Source organism: Stenotrophomonas sp. 62841_Sma (assembly GCF_056482945.1).
This window is the reverse complement of record NZ_CM151224.1, coordinates 3,326,655-3,342,510: the sequence shown is the minus strand read 5'-3', so window position 1 is coordinate 3,342,510 and position 15,856 is coordinate 3,326,655. Positions and strand designations below refer to the sequence as shown.

The 15,856-nt window shown below is 66.7% G+C and carries 13 protein-coding genes; 9 read left to right on the top strand and 4 right to left on the bottom strand.

What is annotated here, in order from left to right; translation table 11 throughout:
* The first annotated feature begins 41 nt into the window (after window positions 1–41).
* Complete coding sequence (locus tag ACZK5G_RS15735; protein ID WP_478463996.1) at window positions 42–1,898, top strand: C40 family peptidase; 1,857 nt, start codon at window positions 42–44, stop codon at window positions 1,896–1,898.
* A 48-nt stretch (window positions 1,899–1,946) separates the two neighbouring features.
* Here the strand turns inward: ACZK5G_RS15735 and ACZK5G_RS15730 are convergent, their stop codons facing one another.
* Entirely contained in the window at window positions 1,947–2,834 is an 888-nt protein-coding gene (locus ACZK5G_RS15730; protein WP_478463995.1) for a LysR family transcriptional regulator, read from the bottom strand.
* A 97-nt stretch (window positions 2,835–2,931) separates the two neighbouring features.
* Here ACZK5G_RS15730 and trpB point away from each other — a divergent pair, with 97 nt between their 5' ends.
* The 5 genes from trpB to glmM all read left to right on the top strand — a co-directional run bounded on the left by trpB (window position 2,932) and on the right by glmM (window position 8,089).
* The gene (gene trpB, locus ACZK5G_RS15725; protein WP_032128250.1) at window positions 2,932–4,149 is read left to right on the top strand and encodes a tryptophan synthase subunit beta; all 1,218 of its coding nucleotides are present in this window, start codon (window positions 2,932–2,934) and stop codon (window positions 4,147–4,149) included.
* Window positions 4,146–4,823 carry a hypothetical protein gene (locus ACZK5G_RS15720; RefSeq protein ID WP_032128251.1) on the top strand — a complete coding sequence of 226 codons (678 nt, stop codon included), beginning with the start codon at window positions 4,146–4,148 and terminating at the stop codon, window positions 4,821–4,823. The genes trpB and ACZK5G_RS15720 overlap by 4 nt, the downstream gene beginning before the upstream one ends.
* A gap of 1 nt (window position 4,824) precedes the next feature.
* Window positions 4,825–5,634 (top strand): tryptophan synthase subunit alpha, encoded by an 810-nt coding sequence (trpA, locus tag ACZK5G_RS15715; RefSeq protein ID WP_032128252.1) that lies wholly within the window; start codon window positions 4,825–4,827, stop codon window positions 5,632–5,634.
* Between the two features lie 218 nt (window positions 5,635–5,852).
* Window positions 5,853–6,728: an acetyl-CoA carboxylase, carboxyltransferase subunit beta gene (gene accD / locus ACZK5G_RS15710; protein ID WP_005410473.1), complete on the top strand. Its 876-nt coding sequence runs from the start codon at window positions 5,853–5,855 to the stop codon at window positions 6,726–6,728.
* Complete coding sequence (gene glmM, locus ACZK5G_RS15705; protein WP_010483073.1) at window positions 6,728–8,089, top strand: phosphoglucosamine mutase; 1,362 nt, start codon at window positions 6,728–6,730, stop codon at window positions 8,087–8,089. The genes accD and glmM overlap by 1 nt, the downstream gene beginning before the upstream one ends.
* Window positions 8,090–8,170: 81 nt before the next feature.
* Here glmM and ACZK5G_RS15700 read toward each other — a convergent pair whose 3' ends face one another.
* Genes ACZK5G_RS15700 through ACZK5G_RS15690 form a run of 3 tightly spaced genes read right to left on the bottom strand, consistent with a single transcriptional unit; the run spans window position 8,171 to window position 12,073 of the window.
* Window positions 8,171–9,028 carry a polysaccharide deacetylase family protein gene (locus ACZK5G_RS15700; protein ID WP_478463992.1) on the bottom strand — a complete coding sequence of 286 codons (858 nt, stop codon included), beginning with the start codon at window positions 9,026–9,028 and terminating at the stop codon, window positions 8,171–8,173.
* On the bottom strand, window positions 9,021–10,166 hold the full coding sequence (locus tag ACZK5G_RS15695; RefSeq protein ID WP_478463990.1) for a glycosyltransferase family 4 protein: 1,146 nt from the start codon (window positions 10,164–10,166) through the stop codon (window positions 9,021–9,023). The genes ACZK5G_RS15700 and ACZK5G_RS15695 overlap by 8 nt, the downstream gene beginning before the upstream one ends.
* Before the next feature lie 20 nt (window positions 10,167–10,186).
* Complete coding sequence (locus ACZK5G_RS15690) at window positions 10,187–12,073, bottom strand: DUF3413 domain-containing protein (protein WP_478463988.1); 1,887 nt, start codon at window positions 12,071–12,073, stop codon at window positions 10,187–10,189.
* A 195-nt stretch (window positions 12,074–12,268) separates the two neighbouring features.
* On the opposite strand from ACZK5G_RS15690, the gene ACZK5G_RS15685 reads away from it, so the two are divergent.
* From ACZK5G_RS15685 to tpiA, 3 genes are all read left to right on the top strand, one after another.
* Window positions 12,269–13,204 (top strand): isopenicillin N synthase family dioxygenase, encoded by a 936-nt coding sequence (locus tag ACZK5G_RS15685; protein WP_032128257.1) that lies wholly within the window; start codon window positions 12,269–12,271, stop codon window positions 13,202–13,204.
* 94 nt (window positions 13,205–13,298) lie between these two features.
* Window positions 13,299–14,533, top strand: a protein-coding gene (locus ACZK5G_RS15680; protein WP_478463987.1) for an IS3 family transposase whose coding sequence is annotated in 2 segments (ribosomal slippage) — window positions 13,299–13,650 and window positions 13,650–14,533 — 1,236 coding nt in all. Because the reading frame shifts where the segments join, the coding sequence is not laid out codon by codon here.
* Window positions 14,534–15,070: 537 nt separating this feature from the next.
* The gene (gene tpiA, locus ACZK5G_RS15675; protein WP_032128643.1) at window positions 15,071–15,826 is read left to right on the top strand and encodes a triose-phosphate isomerase; all 756 of its coding nucleotides are present in this window, start codon (window positions 15,071–15,073) and stop codon (window positions 15,824–15,826) included.
* The last annotated feature ends 30 nt before the right edge of the window (window positions 15,827–15,856 follow it).

Genomic DNA, 15,856 nt, shown 5'->3' with positions numbered 1-15,856 from the left:
CAGGGGAGCGGTCCAATCAACCACTGGCAAAGGAACAGCTCATGTCGGATCCAAAAATCACCCGGCTGGTCAGCAGCGTAGGTACCACACGCACGCTGGAAATGGACGATGGCAGTGTCGTCGAACGATCAGGCGGCAGCGTCTCGTGGCGCAACAACAATCCTGGCAATCTCAAGTTTGAATTTGCCGGCAGCGCGGACAAGACGGTGACCAATCCGCGTACCCGCGAGCAGGCGCTGGAATCGGCGCAGGGGCGCTACAAGGGCGTGGTCGATCTCGACCAATGGGGCAACGCGATTTTCGAAAGCTATGAAGCCGGCCGGGTAGCGAAGATCCAGCTGCTCGAACGCCGGTTCGGCGACAAGACCGTGGAGGAAATGCTGCCGAGCTACTCCACCAAGGATTACAGCGGCACCACCCACCACAAGGAGCAGGCGGCCACCATCTATGCCGAAGGCGATCGCCAGGGGGTCGACCTGCGCTCGAAGACCGTCGGCCAGATGAGCGTGCGCGAGCGTGAAGTGCTGGCCGACGGCATCCGCCGTTTCGAGGGCTGGCAGCCGGGTGAGGTTGCCACGCAGCAGCCTCCCACGCGCACACCGGCGGCTGCGCCCGTGCAGACCCAGACCCAACCGCAGGTACAGACGCCTTCGGCGGCGGCGCCCGCTGCGGGCCAGGCCGCGGCTGCAGTCGGCAGTGCCGCGCTCTACAACGAGGCCTATCAGCATTTCATGGCCTCAGGCCGCCAGTACGAATACGGGCGCCCGGACCATCCGCGCCCGGGTCGCGACAGCAGCCGGCTGGAGCGTGACCTCGATGGTGACGGACGCTTCGGCGTGGATTGCTCGGCGTTCGTATGGCGCGGCCTGAAGAACGCGGGTTACGACGTGCGTGGCGAGAACGCTGCGGGGTTCACTACGTCGACGCTGTTCAATGGTGCGAACACCACGGCTTACGCACGCGAGCATTTCGATGTGACCTCGGCTGCCGAAGCACGCAAACCGAACGGATCGCTGAAGCAGGGCGACATCCTGATGTTCTCCTCGTCGCAGGGCCAGCATGTCGGCATTTTCAAAGGCTACGACGCGCAGGGAAACATCCAGTTCATCGGTTCACAGGGAAGCACCGGGCCAGCCGAGGTCACCATCCGGCCGGGCGGGTACTGGGATGGCGGAAGCACCCGCATCGTTGGTGCGCTGACACCGAAGCCGGAATTCCAGGTGCGCGCGCCGCTGCACGGCAATGGCGAACCTGCGCTGTCCCGGCCAACCGCCACCGTGCAGCCGGCTGCATCACACGCGGCGGCCAGCGAGGTGATGAAGCAGGGGCAGCGTGGCGCCGACGTGCAGGCGTTGCAGCAGACTCTCAACCAGCTCGGTGTGCGTGATGCGCAGGGCCATCGGTTGTCAGAGGATGGTCGTTTTGGTGATCACACCCGCGAAGCGGTGATCGCGCTGCAGAAACAGCAGGGGCTGGTGGCCGATGGAATTGTCGGTCGCCAGACCGCTGCCGCGCTGGCGGCGGGCCGTGCGCAGGGCCATGAACCTGCAGCGGCTGTACCGAAGGGGCCGTCGCTGAACGATGCATCGCATCCGGACCACGCACTGCACAACGCCGTCCGCAGCAAGCTTCCCAGCGTGTTTTCCGAAGAGGCTGCCGCCAATATCACCCTGCATGCAAAGCAGAACGGAATCGACGCGGCCGACAAGCTGCAGAGCATCACGGTGCAGGATGGCAAGGCGTTCGTGATGGGCACGACGCCGGGCTTCCGCACCGCGGTGGACCTGGCCCAGGCGCCGCCGTCGCTGGAGCAGACCAGTGCCAAGCTGCTGGCAGATCCTTCGCACCAGCAGCAGGTGCATGAGGAGCAGCAGCGGGTCGCGATGGGCGGTCGCTGAGGCCTGTGTTGCCGGCTCCGGGCGGTGAACGCCGCCCGGGGCCTCGTCTCATTGCAGCTGTGCTGCTGCCCAGTCGGCCAGGGCGTCCACCCGTGCATCGGCCGGGCCATCCGGCCGCGCCAGCACCCAGAAGCCGCCGGTGGCGGTAAACCCCCACGGTGCGACCAGCCGGCCTGCTGCCAGATCTTCGGCCACCAGTGGCTCCGGTGCGATCGCCGGGCCCAGCCCGGCCACGGCTGCTTCCAGCAGGTAGTACAGATGTTCGAAAGCGGTGCCCAGCTGCAGCTTCGCGGTGTCCAGATCGTGCGCCTGCGCCCACGCCGGCCACGCCTGCGGCCGTGAGCTGGTGTGCAGCAGCGTTTCCTGCAGCAGCGCCGAGGGCGGTACCTGCCGCAGGCGCTGCGCGGCCGGATGCGAGGGTGCCACCACCACGCCGACCCGTTCCGGCGCCAGCTCACGCACCTGCCAGCCCCGTGGCCACGGCCCCTGCGCCAGCAGCAGCACGGCATCCAGCGCCGCCTGTGCTTCGGTGAAACTGCCATCCAGCGCCGACCACTGCAGGCGCACGCCGGGCAGGGCGACCTGCAGCACGGGCAGGCGCGGGATCATCCAGCGCGCCAGTACGCTGCCGCTGCAGCCCAGCACCAGTGCTGGGGCCGCCGTCGGCCGGCGCAGCTCGCGCACGCAGTCTTCGATGCCGCTGAACGCCTCGCTGCACGCGGCCTGCAGTCGCGTGCCCGCAGCGGTCAGGCGCAGCCCGCGGCCGGCACGCTGGAACAATGCCAGGCCGAGATGATCCTCCAGCAGCTTCAGTTGCCGGCTGACCGCGCCGTGGGTGACATGCAGGTCCTGCGCGGCGCGCCCAACCCCGCCCAGACGGGCGGTGGCCTCGAACGCACGCAGCGCATTGAGGGGAGGCAGCAGGGAACGACTCATGTGAGATTTCCTGACGATATGCGCCAGATAATATCCATTTTCCGGTCACGACCCGTGCGCTAGAGTATCCACCTGTCTCGAACCAGCGGTCGCTTCCATGTCTGCCTCCCCCATTGCCGACTACCACGCCTTCCCGGATGCCCAGGGCCACTTCGGCCGCTACGGTGGCAGCTTCGTCGCCGAAACCCTGGTCGGCCCGCTGCAGGAACTGGCCCAGGCCTATGACCAGGCCCGCCAGGACCCCGAATTCCAGCTGGCCTATGACCGCGACCTGGCCCATTACGTGGGCCGGCCGAGCCCGATCTACCACGCCCAGCGCCTGAGCGACCATGTCGGCGGTGCGCAGATCCTGCTCAAGCGCGAGGACCTGAACCACACCGGTGCGCACAAGATCAACAACACCATCGGCCAGGCGCTGCTGGCCGCGCGGATGGGCAAGAAGCGCATCATCGCCGAGACCGGTGCCGGGCAGCATGGCGTGGCCAGTGCCACCGTTGCCGCGCGCTTGGGCCTGGAATGCGTGGTGTACATGGGCGCCACCGACATCGAGCGGCAGAAGATCAACGTCTACCGAATGAAGCTGCTCGGTGCGACGGTGGTGCCGGTCACCTCCGGCTCGGCCACCCTGAAGGACGCGCTCAACGAAGCGATGCGCGATTGGGTGACCAACGTGCAGGACACCTTCTACATCATCGGCACCGTGGCTGGTCCGGATCCGTACCCGCGCATGGTGCGCGATTTCAACGCCATCGTCGGCCGCGAAGCACGCGAGCAGATGCTGGCCGAGTACGGCCGCCTGCCGGATGCGATCACCGCCTGCGTCGGCGGCGGCAGCAATGCCATCGGCCTGTTCCATGCCTTCCTCAATGATCGCCAGGTCGAGATCGTCGGCGCCGAAGCTGCCGGTGATGGCATCAGCACCGGGCGCCACGCTGCATCGATCGCGGCGGGTCGGCCGGGCGTGCTGCACGGCAACCGCACCTATGTGCTGTGCGACGACGACGGCCAGATCATCGAGACCCACTCGGTGTCAGCCGGCCTGGACTATCCGGGTGTCGGGCCGGAGCACGCGTTCCTGGCCGATACCGGCCGCGCACGCTACCTCGGCATCACCGATGAGGAAGCGCTGCAGGCCTTCCACCTGCTGGCGCACACCGAAGGCATCCTGCCGGCACTGGAGTCCAGCCATGCGCTGGCACAGGCGATCAAGCTGGCGCGTGAGCGACCGCGTGACCAGATCGTCCTCTGCAATCTGTCCGGCCGTGGCGACAAGGACGTGCATACCATCGCCGCGCGCGAAGGGCTGGTGCTGTGAGCGCGCGGCTGCGGAACAGCGGCGTGCTGCTGCTGGCGCTGGGCTTGGCCGCGTGCCAGCCGCCGGAGCCGCCGGTGCTGGCACCGGCCGCCAAGGCCACCACGCAGCCTGTGCAGCAGGCCGCCAACGATGATCTTGACCCGATGGCGCGTACGCCGATCGACGATCCGCCGTCTGTGGAAGATAAGGACAGCGATGACGCGCCCGCGGTGGCCTCGGTGGCGCTGGACCATGCCGGCGAGGTGCTGATCGGCCAGCATATGACCGATCTGAAGGCACTCGGGCCGTGGACCGCGCAAGGGGCGGTCGAAGCCATCGGCGGCAGTTGCGAGTACTACGACGGCAAGGGGCTGCCGCCGGGCGTGTCGATGATGACCGATGAAGATCGTGTCGTCCGTTTCGATCTCGGCCTGGATCCGGAGAGCGGGGCGCCGACCCAGCAGCCCGGGCCGTTCGGCCTGCGTGTCGGCATGACCCGCGCCCAGGCCATGGCCCAGTTCCCGAAGCCGCCGGTATCCAGCCCGCATGCCTACGACGGTGACCAGGGCGAGTACCTCACCTGGCAGGACCCGGGCTCGGCCCTTGGCATCCGCGTGGAACTGTTTGAAGGGAGGGTCATCCAGATGTACTGGGGGACCAGCGATGCGATTGAACTGATTGAAGGATGTGCCTGAGATGCCTGTATCCCGACTCGATGCCTGTTTCCAGCGACTGCGCGAGCAGCAGCGCAAGGCGCTGATTCCCTTCATCACCGCCGGTGATCCCTCGCTGGAGGCCACCGTGCCGGTCATGCACGCGCTGGTCGATGCCGGTGCCGATGTGATCGAACTGGGCGTGCCGTTCTCCGACCCGATGGCCGACGGCCCGACCATCCAGCGCAGCTCCGAGCGCGCGCTGGCGCGTGGTGCTGGCAGCCGCTACGTGCTGCAGGCCGTTGCGCAGTTCCGCGAGCGTGACGCTCAGACGCCGGTGGTGCTGATGGGCTACCTGAATCCGGTGGAGATCCATGGCTACGCGGCCTTCGCAACGGCAGCCGTGGAGGCCGGTGTGGACGGCGTTCTGCTGGTCGACCTGCCGCCGGAAGAAGCCGGCGAAGCGCAGCAGGCCTTCGATGCAGCGGGCCTGGCACTGGTCCTGCTGGCGTCGCCGACTACCAGCGAGGCGCGCGCCGACAAGCTGCTGGCGCTGGCCCGTGGCTACCTCTACTACGTCAGCTTTGCCGGTGTCACCGGCGCGTCCGAGCGCCTGGACAGCGATGCCGCCAGTGCCCGCCTGCAGGCGTTGCGCGCGCGTGCTTCGGTGCCGGTGGTGGCCGGCTTCGGCATCAAGGATGCCGACAGTGCTGCGGCGATGGCCCGCCAGGCCGACGGCGTGGTGGTCGGCAGCGCGCTGGTGGCGGCGCTGGCCGAAGCGGGCTCGGCTGAAGAGGCCGCACAGCGCGCTCGAACCTTCCTGGCTCCGCTGCGGCAGGCTCTGGACGCCTGAGGGGTAGTGCCGGCCGCTGGCCGGCACACGCCTGGGCCGCGTGTGCGACAAGGGTTGCCGGCCAGCGGCTGGCACTTCCCCGCACCTAAACGTACGTCCCAGCATGGTTTTTTCCGGCGGCCCCGTGTCCGGCAAGGGGGTGCACGGGCGGGGAAAGCGGAGCTAGACTGTCCGCCTTTGCGGCCCTTGGGCCGCCCTGAACGGAAGTGTCCTCCCGCATGAGTTGGCTCAGCAAGTTGATGCCGTCCGGCATCCGCACCGACAACACCCCCAGCAAGAAGCGCAGTGTCCCCGAGGGCCTGTGGGAAAAGTGCAGCAACTGCGGCAGCGCGTTGTACCGTCCGGAACTGGAAGAGAACCTGGAGGTCTGCCCGAAGTGCGGCCACCACATGGCGATCCGCGCACGTGCGCGCCTGGCCGCCCTGTTCGACGCCGACAGCACCACCGAGATCGGTGCGCGCCTGGGCCCGACCGACCTGCTCAAGTTCAAGGACCAGAAGAAGTACAGCGAGCGCATCAAGATCGCGCAGAAGAACACCGGCGAATATGACGCGCTGATCGCCATGCGCGGTCTGCTCAAGGGCCGTGCACTGGTGGCCTCGTCCTTCGACTTCGCCTTCATGGGTGGCTCGATGGGCTCGGTGGTGGGTGAGCGTTTCGCGCTGGCCGCCGAAACCGCGGTCGAGATCGGCGCCCCGTACGTGTGCTTCTCGCAGAGTGGCGGTGCGCGCATGCAGGAAGGCCTGTTCTCGCTGATGCAGATGGCCAAGACCTCGGCCGCGCTGGGCAAGCTGCGTGAAGCGGGCCTGCCGTACATCTCGGTGCTGACCCACCCGACCACCGGTGGTGTGTCGGCCTCGTTCGCGATGCTGGGCGACATCAACATCGCCGAACCGCAGGCGCTGATCGGCTTCGCCGGCCCGCGCGTGATCGAGCAGACCGTGCGCGAGAAGCTGCCGGAAGGCTTCCAGCGCTCGGAGTTCCTGTTGGAGCACGGTGCCATCGACCAGATCTGCGACCGCCGCGAAATGCGCGACCGCCTGTCCGATCTGCTGGCAATGCTGGGCCGTCAGCCGGCGCCGGAGGTGGCGTGATGGGAGGCCGCAAGTACTTCGGTACTGATGGCATCCGTGGGCGGGTCGGCCAGGGCGTGATCTCGGCCGACTTCGTGCTGCGCCTGGGCAATGCCCTGGGCCGTGTCCTGGTCGCCCAGCGCGGCCAGGATGGGCGCCGGCCGATCGTGGTGATCGGCAAGGACACCCGCATTTCCGGTTACATGTTCGAAGCGGCACTGGAAGCCGGCCTGGTCGCCGCCGGCGCCGACGTACAGCTGCTGGGGCCGATGCCGACCCCGGCGGTGGCGTTCCTGACCCGCACGCTGGGCGTGGACGCCGGCATCGTCATCAGCGCCTCGCACAACCCGCATTACGACAACGGCATCAAGTTCTTCTCGGCCCAGGGCGAGAAGCTCGACGATGCCACCGAACTTGCCCTGGAAGCGGCGCTGGACATTCCGTTCACCACCGCCGAATCGGAGAAGCTGGGCAAGGCATCGCGTGCGCGTGAAGCGGTCGGCCGCTACATCGAGTTCTGCAAGGCCAGCGTGCCGCGCGCGTTCGATCTGCGTGGCGTGCGCCTGGTGCTGGATTGCGCACACGGCGCCACCTACCAGATCGCACCGCTGCTGTTCCGCGAACTGGGGGCCGAGGTGATCGGCATCGGTGCCGAGCCCAACGGCGTCAACATCAACGCCGGTGTGGGTTCCACCCATATCGACAACCTGGCGGCCAAAGTCCGCGAGACCCGTGCCGATCTCGGCATCGCGTTCGATGGTGATGGCGACCGTGTGCTGATGGCCGACGACCAGGGCAACCCGGTCGACGGTGACGACCTGCTGTACATCCTGGCCCGCGCCTGGAAGGACGAAGGCCGCCTGCGCGGCCCGGTGGTCGGCACGCTGATGAGCAACTACGGCGTGGAGAAAGCTTTCGCCGATCTGCAGATCCCGTTCGTGCGCAGCAACGTTGGTGACCGCTACGTGCACCAGGCATTGGTCGAAGGCGGCGGTGTACTCGGTGGGGAAGCGTCGGGCCATCTGCTGTGCCTGGACCGGGCCACCACCGGTGATGGCATCGTCAGCGCTCTGCAGGTGCTGGTCGCGCTGCGCAACAGTGGGCAGACCCTGCGCCAGGCACTGAAGGGCCTGGTGCGGGTGCCGCAGAAGACCGTCAACGTGCGTCTGGGCAATGTCTCGGCCAAGGCCACGGTGCAGTCTGAAAGCGTGCAGTCCGCGCTGGCCGTGGCGCAGCAGGCCGTAGCCGGCCGTGGCCGCGCGTTCCTGCGGCCGTCCGGTACCGAGCCGGTGGTTCGGGTCACCGTGGAAGCCGATGACGCTACGCTGATGCAGCAGACGCTGGACCGCTTGTCCGCTGCGGTGCGTGAAGCCGCCAGCTGAGGCGACTGCACATCCGTACAAAGAAAGCGCCCCGGAATTCCGGGGCGTTTTCTTTTGCGGCTGCCCGGGAGGATGGCGTGCTCAGGGCCCCGGCACCATCTTCTTCTGGCGTGCCTTGAACCCATTGAACAGCGGCGCGATCAGCGGGTTGTAACTCAGGCGGATGCGCTTGCGCAGCCAGTTGGCCGGGCGGTTGCGGATCGCGAAACGATAGATGCGTTCCGGGTCGCCACCGATCACGTTGCGGCCGAACGGGTGGGTGGTGTGCAGGTAGCGGAAGCCCTGCTCGCGCGCCACTTCGATGTGATCCTGGTCGAAATCACCGTACGGCCAGCACAAGGTATCGGACACGTCGCCAAGCTTGTCCTGCAGGACTTCGCGCGAGATCGCCAGATCCCGGCTCAGGCCCGCGCGGCGCTGCGCACGGTCCAGATCGTCACGGCGCAGCCAGCGGGTGTGGGTATGGGTGTGGCAATGCACTTCGAAGGTGCCGGCGGCGATGGCCGCACGTGCTTCGCTCCAGCGCATCATCACGTCGTCACTGCGGTCCTGCTCGTAGATCGCCGCTTCGCAGCCGCGATGGTCCGGCGTCGAAGGCAGCGTCGCTCCGGCAATGCCGGCATGCGGACGTTCCGGGCCTTCGCCCATCCAGCCGGTGACCACGAACACCACGGCATGCATGCCGTACTGCTGCAGGATCGGATGGGCATACACCCAGTTGTCCAGGTAGCCATCGTCGAAGGTGATGACGATCGACTTGCGCGGCACCGGCTTGCCGGCCAGGAAGCCGGCGTACTGGTCCAGCGTCAGTGAGGTCCAGCCATTGCCTGCCAGCCACGCGATCTGGCTTTCGAAGTTTTCCGGCGACACGGTGATCATGCCCGGCGAAGGGCTGACATGGTGGTGCATCAGCACCGGAACGGTTCGCGCATCAGCCATGTCCCAGCTCCTTCAGCCACTGGTGGTAGTAGTGTTCGGTGGCTTCACCGTGGCCGTCCGGCGTGAAGCGGTGTGCGCCGTGCATCCAGTCCCAGCCAGCGCGGCCCATCTGCCGCCGCCGTTCCGGGTCGTCCACCAGCAGGCGCAAGGCACCTGTCAGGGCGGCATTGTCTCCCAAACGGGTGAGGATCGCATTGCTGCCATCGACCACCATCTCCGGCACGCCACCCACCCGCGTGGCTACGATCGGTACGCCCACATAAGCCGCTTCCAGGAACACGGTGCCGGCCGCTTCCTTGTGCGAGGCCAGCGCGAAGATGTCGAAGCCGGCCATCAGCCGGCAGGCTCCATCGCGGTAGCCGAGCAGGTGCACCTGGCGCTGCAGGCCGTGCTCGGCGCACATCGCCCGCAGTCGTTCCGTCACGGCCTGGCCATCACCGACGATCACCAGGTGCAGGTCCGGGTTGGCCTTGCACAGCGGGATCATCGCCTGCAGCAGGTCGGCATGGCCCTTGGGCTCGCGCAGTACCGCCACGCAGCCGACCACGATGTCCTGTTCGCCGAAACCGAGCTCGGCACGCACCTGCGCGCGCGCGTCCTGCAGGCACTGCCAGGGATCGGTCTTGCGGATCTCGCTCCAGCGCGGCGGAACCGCAATCGGCGGCACGATGCCGATGCGCTCGGCCGGAATGCCACGGTCGGCCAGCAGCTGCTTGACGAAGCTGCTGACGGTCAACACCCGGTGCGGAAGCCCGGTATAGGTCAGCAGCGAATTGACCGGGCTCATCAGGTGGCGCGAGCGCACCACCAGCGGCGTGCCACCCAGGCGTGCACCGGCGGCGGCGATCAGCGCATCGCGGCGGCTGGTGGTGTTGACCACGTCGTAGCGTTCGCGGCGCACCAGTCGCGATACCGACCACACGCCGCGCAGCAGGCGTGCCAGGCCTCCCATGCGCAGCGTATGCACGGTGAAACCGTCGTCGCGTGCCAGTGTGGCCAGGCGCGCATCGGGCTGGCACAGCAACGACACTTCATGGCCACGCGCGCGCATCACCTGCATGTGCCGGAAGATGTAGATCTCCTGCCCGCCCATTCCCTTGGCGGCTTCGGTATGCAGGATGCGCAGCGGACGGTTCATGCAGGATCGGTCCTTGAAGTTCAGCGGTTGCGGAAGCGGGTCAGCGCTTCCCATGCGGAGCGGATGGCGGCGGCGTCCGGCGCCTGCTGCGGCAGCGGACGGTAGTGCCGGTCGAGCGCGGTGGCGTTGCCGAACTTGTCGAACACGTAGATGGCATCGCCATGGCGTACCGCGCGCTGCGACCAGCTCTCCACCACCAGCGCACGTTCGCTGGTGGTGGGCGCGGCCAGCAGGTCCTGGCCAGTACTGAAGTCGCTCAGTGCGTTCTCGCAGCCCAGTGCGTGGCGCATCAACGTCGGCACCCAGTCCTCATGCGAACTGGTGCGCATCTCATGGCCGCTGGCCTGGCCTGGCCAGTGCAGCACGAACGGCACCTGCAGCTGGTAGTCGGAGAAGTTGCCGTTGTGGCCCCAGTAGTTCAGCTTGAGGTCGTTGAACTCTTCGGCATGGTCACCGGTGACCAGCACGATGGTGTTCTCGGCCAGGCCTTGTGCGCGAAGGTCGTCCAGCAGCGAGCCGATCAGGCTGTCGGCGTAGTGCACGGCGGTGCGGTAGCGGTTGAGCTCCGGCGTCGGGTCGTGGTCCGGGCCGAAGGACAGGAAGTCGATCTCCTTGGCCATCGGCGTGGCCACCGGCGGGTAGCTGGCGGGCAGGTGGTAGCCGGCGTGGGTGGAGTCGAGGAACACGAAGCCGAACCACGGGTGCTGCGCGGCCTGGCTGGTGCGGATGTCGTTCTGCAGCGCGGTGACGATGGCTGCGTCACGCTTGTCGGGCGTCAGGGCGGAGGGGCCCTGGTGCAGCTGGTCGCGTACGTCGGCGAAGGCGGTGCGGTCGAACTCCGGGCTGTACAGCGGCGCGCTGCCGTACAGGTGCAGGTCGTAGCCCTGCTGGCCCAGCACCTGGAACAGCTGCGAGCCGCGCTGTTCGTCCAGCATGCTCTGCCAGTAGCCGCCGGGCAGGCCGTAGAGCAGGCCGAACAGGCCGTAGCGGGTGGCATTGCCGGTGCTGAAATGCTGGTCGTACACGCGCGAAGCCTGGGCCAGTGCCGTCGTATTGGGCATCAGCTGCGGCGTCATGGCGTCCTGGCGCAGCGACTCCAGCACCACCATCAGCACATTCGGCCGATGCGGGTTCTGGCAGCGCAGGGGCTGCAGCGGATACAGCAGCTGCGCATGGCGCGGGTCAGGCAGGCCAGCCTGCTGTTCGCTGACAACGCCCAGTTTGCGCATGAAGCTCTTGGCGGTGATCGGCTGCGCCCAGGGCAGGTAGTTCCACTGCGCGATGACGTCACGGTCGCCGCGGGCATCGTAGTAGGCGGTGGCGACCTGGCCCCCCCCCATCAGCAGAGCGACCACCGCCCAGGCCTGCAGGACCCGGCGGCGGCGGGGCAGGGCGGGCAACAGCTTCCAGCATGCCCAGGCCAGCAGGCCTTCGGCGGCGAAGATGGCGGCGACCAGCAGTCCGGCCTGCAGCCAGGTTTTCCAGGACAACGCGACCTGGTCCTGCAGCGCGCCGCCGAACACCATGTTCACCACCATGGCATTGAGGTGGAACCGATACAGAGTGAAAACCTTCGCATCAACCAGCAGCAGGCACAGCCACAGGCCCTGCAGCAGCACGGCGCTGATGCTCAGCGTGCGCGCGCTGCGCGGCCACAGGCCCAGCAGCAGCGGCAGCAGGCCTGCGAGGGCACCGAAGGCGAGCAGATGCCCCGGCAGAGCGACGGACAGGTAAACCAGGCCGATTGCGCCACCGGGGTTGTCGGCCAGCGGTACGTTGCCGAGCGTGATCGCCATCGCCAGCAGCGCGTTGCCGGCCACGAACAGCGACCACCAGGCCAATCGGCGCCAGTGACGTGCCGGGCCGGAGGGCAGGGAGGTGTTGGCAGAAGGAGCAGCAGGGCGCATGAAGGACGGAGGCGGCAGGTGGAACAGGGGCGGGAGTCCCGGTTGTGACGGAATCGTTAATCCGCGCGCGGGTTGCGCATTGTATCGGTTTGTTTCTTCGTATCGAGTGGCGTCCCCCGGGCGATCTGTCACAATGTTCAGGTGGGCCATGAATGCGCTGGCCCTTCCAGACCCAACGACAAGCCAGGAACCGCTGTGAGCCAGATCCCCACCCTCGACATCACCCGTTTCGACAGCGACCGCGAGGCCTTCGTGGCCGAGCTGGGCGCGGCCTACCGCCAATGGGGATTCGCGGGCATCCGCAACCACGGCATCCCGCAGGCCGACATCGACGCGGCCTACGATGCCTTCAAGGCCTTCTTCGCCCTGCCGGAGGAGGTCAAGCGCAAGTACCACGTGGCCGGCAGTGGCGGCGCCCGCGGCTACACCCCGTTCGGCGTGGAGACCGCCAAGGGCTCCAAGCATTTCGACCTGAAGGAGTTCTGGCACATCGGTCGCGAGATCGCCGACGACTCCAAGTACCGCGACGTGATGGCGCCGAACCTGTGGCCGACCGAGGTCGAGGGCTTCCGCGAGCGCGGTTACGGCCTGTACCAGGCGCTGGACAACCTGGGTTCGCGCGTACTGTCGGCGCTGGCCCTGCACATCGGCCTGCCGGAAGACTTCTTCGCCGACAAGACCAACTTCGGTAACTCGATCCTGCGCCCGATCCACTACCCGCCGATCACCACCGACGACATCCCGAACGTGCGCGCCGGCGCGCATGGCGACATCAACTTCATCACCCTGCTGGTCGGCGCCAGCGCCGCGGGCCTGGAAGTGCAGTCGCACGAGGGCGAGTGGGTGCCGTTTACGTCAGATGCGGATACCATCGTGGTCAACATCGGCGACATGCTGCAGCGCCTGACCAACCACGTGTACCCGTCGACCATCCACCGCGTGGTCAATCCTCCGGGCGAGCTGGCGCGCCAGCCGCGTTACTCGGTGCCGTTCTTCCTGCATCCGAACCCGGACTATCTGATCGACGTGCTGCCGTCCTGCATCACCCCGGAGAATCCGAGCCGGTACCCGGAGGCGATCACCGCCCATGGCTTCCTCGAGGAACGCCTGCGCGAGATCAAGCTGAAGTAATGAGAAGTGAGGCCGCCGAAAGGCGGCCTTTTTCTTTAGCATGACCCGTCCTGAATTGGGTTGACACCTTTTCCCTCTGGAAAAGGAATGTTCAATGAAATCAACAATCAGGCGCAGTCAGCGGGATTACTCGCTGGCCTTCAAGTTGTCTGTGGTCGATCAGGTCGAGCGTGGAGAACTGACCTATAAGAAGGCTCAGGAGCGATACGGTATCCAAGGCAGCAGCACGGTTCTGAAGTGGCTTCGCCGCCATGGTCGGCAGGATTGGTCAGGTGGTGCATCATCTGCCCCCATGACGACTTCTCCCAAAAGTGGACCGGCCACGCCGCTGACGCCGGAACAACAGATCAAGGCCCTGCAGGTCCAGTTACGGGAGGCCAACGAGAAAGCACAGCTTTTCGAAGCCATCGTGGATGTCCTCAAAGAGGATTACGGGGTGCGCATCGTAAAAAAGCCTTCAGGCAAGTCCTCACGCAAGGGCGCCTCAAAGGCGTAAGCGTGGCAAGGGCTTGCCGCCATTTCGGCATCAGTCGACAGGCGTTCTATCAAGCGGGGTGCCGGCATCAACGACGACGCGCCAGCGAGACCAAAGCACTGGCGCTGGTGAGCGATTGCCGCGTGCGGCAGCCACGGATCGGGACGCGCAAGTTGCACTATTTGATCGAACCGAAGCTGCAGGCGGCGGGAATCACCATGGGACGTGACCGGTTGTTTGACGTACTTCGGGAAGCGCGCCTGCTGGTACCGAAACGTCGGGCTTATCACAAGACTACCGACAGCCATCATCGCTTTCGCAGGCATCCGAATCTGCTCAAACCTGGCCAAGGATGCGTAATACCAACCGGTAGCGAGCAGGTGTGGGTGGCGGACATCACCTATCTGCCGACGCAGGGGAAGTTCGTGTATCTGAGCCTGGTCACCGATGCCTGGTCGCGCAAGATCGTGGGCTGGAGCGTGCATGAAACGCTACAGACAGAGCAGGTAGCTCAGGCGCTGGAGATGGCGCTGAAAGGGAGAAAGACACCGCAGAAGCTGATCCATCACTCTGATCGTGGAATCCAGTACTGCTCGGATTACTACCAGAAGATCCATGCGCGGCACGGCCTGATCTGCTCGATGACCGACGGCTACGACTGCTATCAGAACGCTCTGGCAGAGCGAGTCAACGGGATCCTCAAGTGCGAGTTCCTGCTTCATCGCCCACGGGACCTGGGGCAAGCCCGCCAGATGGTGGCTGAGGCCGTAGACATCTACAACGCTGAGCGCCCCCACCTGTCCCTTAAAATGCAGACGCCCGATGCGATGCATCGGGCGTCTTTGGCCGCCTGACGGCGGCCGGACCATCCACCCATCGGTGTCAACCTATGGCAGGACGAGTCATTGCTTTTGATCTTCTTATTTCTTTCCGTGGCGGGCGGAACCGCCGGAATGTGTCAGAGGCCGGGCGGGTGGGGCTGCGCAGGGGCGTGAGCCGCATGGGCCCGAGGCATGCCTCGGGCGCGTCGGGCAGGACGCCCAACCCGGGTCTTGCTCGTGTGTGCAGGACAGCGCCCACGAGCAAGCGGCGACCGAGCTTACAGGGGTGAGGGCGCTTTGCTTGCGAAGTACTGCTTCGCAAGCGCCAGAACGCACAGCCGCCAGCGGCTGGGCCGGGCCCCGGAGGGGGACTTGCAGCGCCCCCTGCGCAGTCCCGCCCGCCCGGCCAAGCCCCAAGTCCAACCGGGCTCTCCGCGACCAACCCAACCCCACCCCCGCCACGAGGGGCTGCGCCGTTGGCTGAAAATCCATGTAACCGCTTACACGGAAACGGATTTTTGCCGTAACGGGTATCATGACCGGCTGACTTCACACAGGAGCCACCCGCTCATGCGCCGCAAGATCGTCGCCGGAAACTGGAAGCTGCATGGCAGCCGTCAATTCGCCAATGAACTGCTGGGGCAGGTCGCCGCCGGGCTGCCGCTGGAGGGGGTGGACGTGGTGATCCTGCCGCCGCTGCCGTACCTGGGCGAGCTGGTCGAGGACTTCGGCGAGACCGGCCTGGCCTTTGGCGCGCAGGACGTGAGCAGCAACGAGAAGGGCGCCTACACCGGCGAGGTCTGCGCCGCCATGCTGGTCGAGGTCGGCGCCCGCTATGGCCTGGTCGGCCATTCCGAGCGCCGCCAGTACCACCACGAAAGCAGCGAGCTGGTCGCGCGCAAGTTCGCCGCCGCCCAGCACGCCGGCCTGGTGCCGGTGCTGTGCGTGGGCGAGACCCTGGAACAGCGCGAGGCCGGGCAGACCGAAGCGGTCATCGCCGGCCAGCTGGCGCCGGTGCTGGAGCTGGTCGGCGCGGCCGGTTTCGCCAAGGCCGTGGTCGCCTACGAGCCGGTCTGGGCCATCGGTACCGGCCGTACCGCTACCAAGGAGCAGGCGCAGCAGGTGCACGCGTTCATCCGTGGCGAAGTCGCGCGTATCGATGCTAGAATCGCTGATTCACTGCCCATTGTTTACGGCGGTAGCGTGAAGCCCGACAATGCCGGGGAACTGTTCGCGCAGCCGGATGTCGATGGTGGGCTGGTCGGCGGCGCCTCCCTGGTGGCCGCGGACTTCCTGGCCATCGCACGGGCGGCGGCCGCGAACTAATCCTAGAAGTTTTGTCCGAGGGCGGTTTCC

What these genes read in the sequence shown, in the direction of transcription:
- trpA (WP_032128252.1), top strand. Translation starts at nt 4,825, where the DNA reads ATGCCTGTATCCCGACTCGATGCCTGTTTCCAGCGACTGCGCGAGCAG.
- glmM (WP_010483073.1), top strand. Translation starts at nt 6,728, where the DNA reads ATGGGAGGCCGCAAGTACTTCGGTACTGATGGCATCCGTGGGCGGGTC.
- trpB (WP_032128250.1), top strand. Translation starts at nt 2,932, where the DNA reads ATGTCTGCCTCCCCCATTGCCGACTACCACGCCTTCCCGGATGCCCAG.
- tpiA (WP_032128643.1), top strand. Translation starts at nt 15,071, where the DNA reads ATGCGCCGCAAGATCGTCGCCGGAAACTGGAAGCTGCATGGCAGCCGT.
- accD (WP_005410473.1), top strand. Translation starts at nt 5,853, where the DNA reads ATGAGTTGGCTCAGCAAGTTGATGCCGTCCGGCATCCGCACCGACAAC.
- ACZK5G_RS15690 (WP_478463988.1), bottom strand. Translation starts at nt 12,073, where the DNA reads ATGCGCCCTGCTGCTCCTTCTGCCAACACCTCCCTGCCCTCCGGCCCG.
- ACZK5G_RS15700 (WP_478463992.1), bottom strand. Translation starts at nt 9,028, where the DNA reads ATGGCTGATGCGCGAACCGTTCCGGTGCTGATGCACCACCATGTCAGC.
- ACZK5G_RS15730 (WP_478463995.1), bottom strand. Translation starts at nt 2,834, where the DNA reads ATGAGTCGTTCCCTGCTGCCTCCCCTCAATGCGCTGCGTGCGTTCGAG.
- ACZK5G_RS15735 (WP_478463996.1), top strand. Translation starts at nt 42, where the DNA reads ATGTCGGATCCAAAAATCACCCGGCTGGTCAGCAGCGTAGGTACCACA.
- ACZK5G_RS15695 (WP_478463990.1), bottom strand. Translation starts at nt 10,166, where the DNA reads ATGAACCGTCCGCTGCGCATCCTGCATACCGAAGCCGCCAAGGGAATG.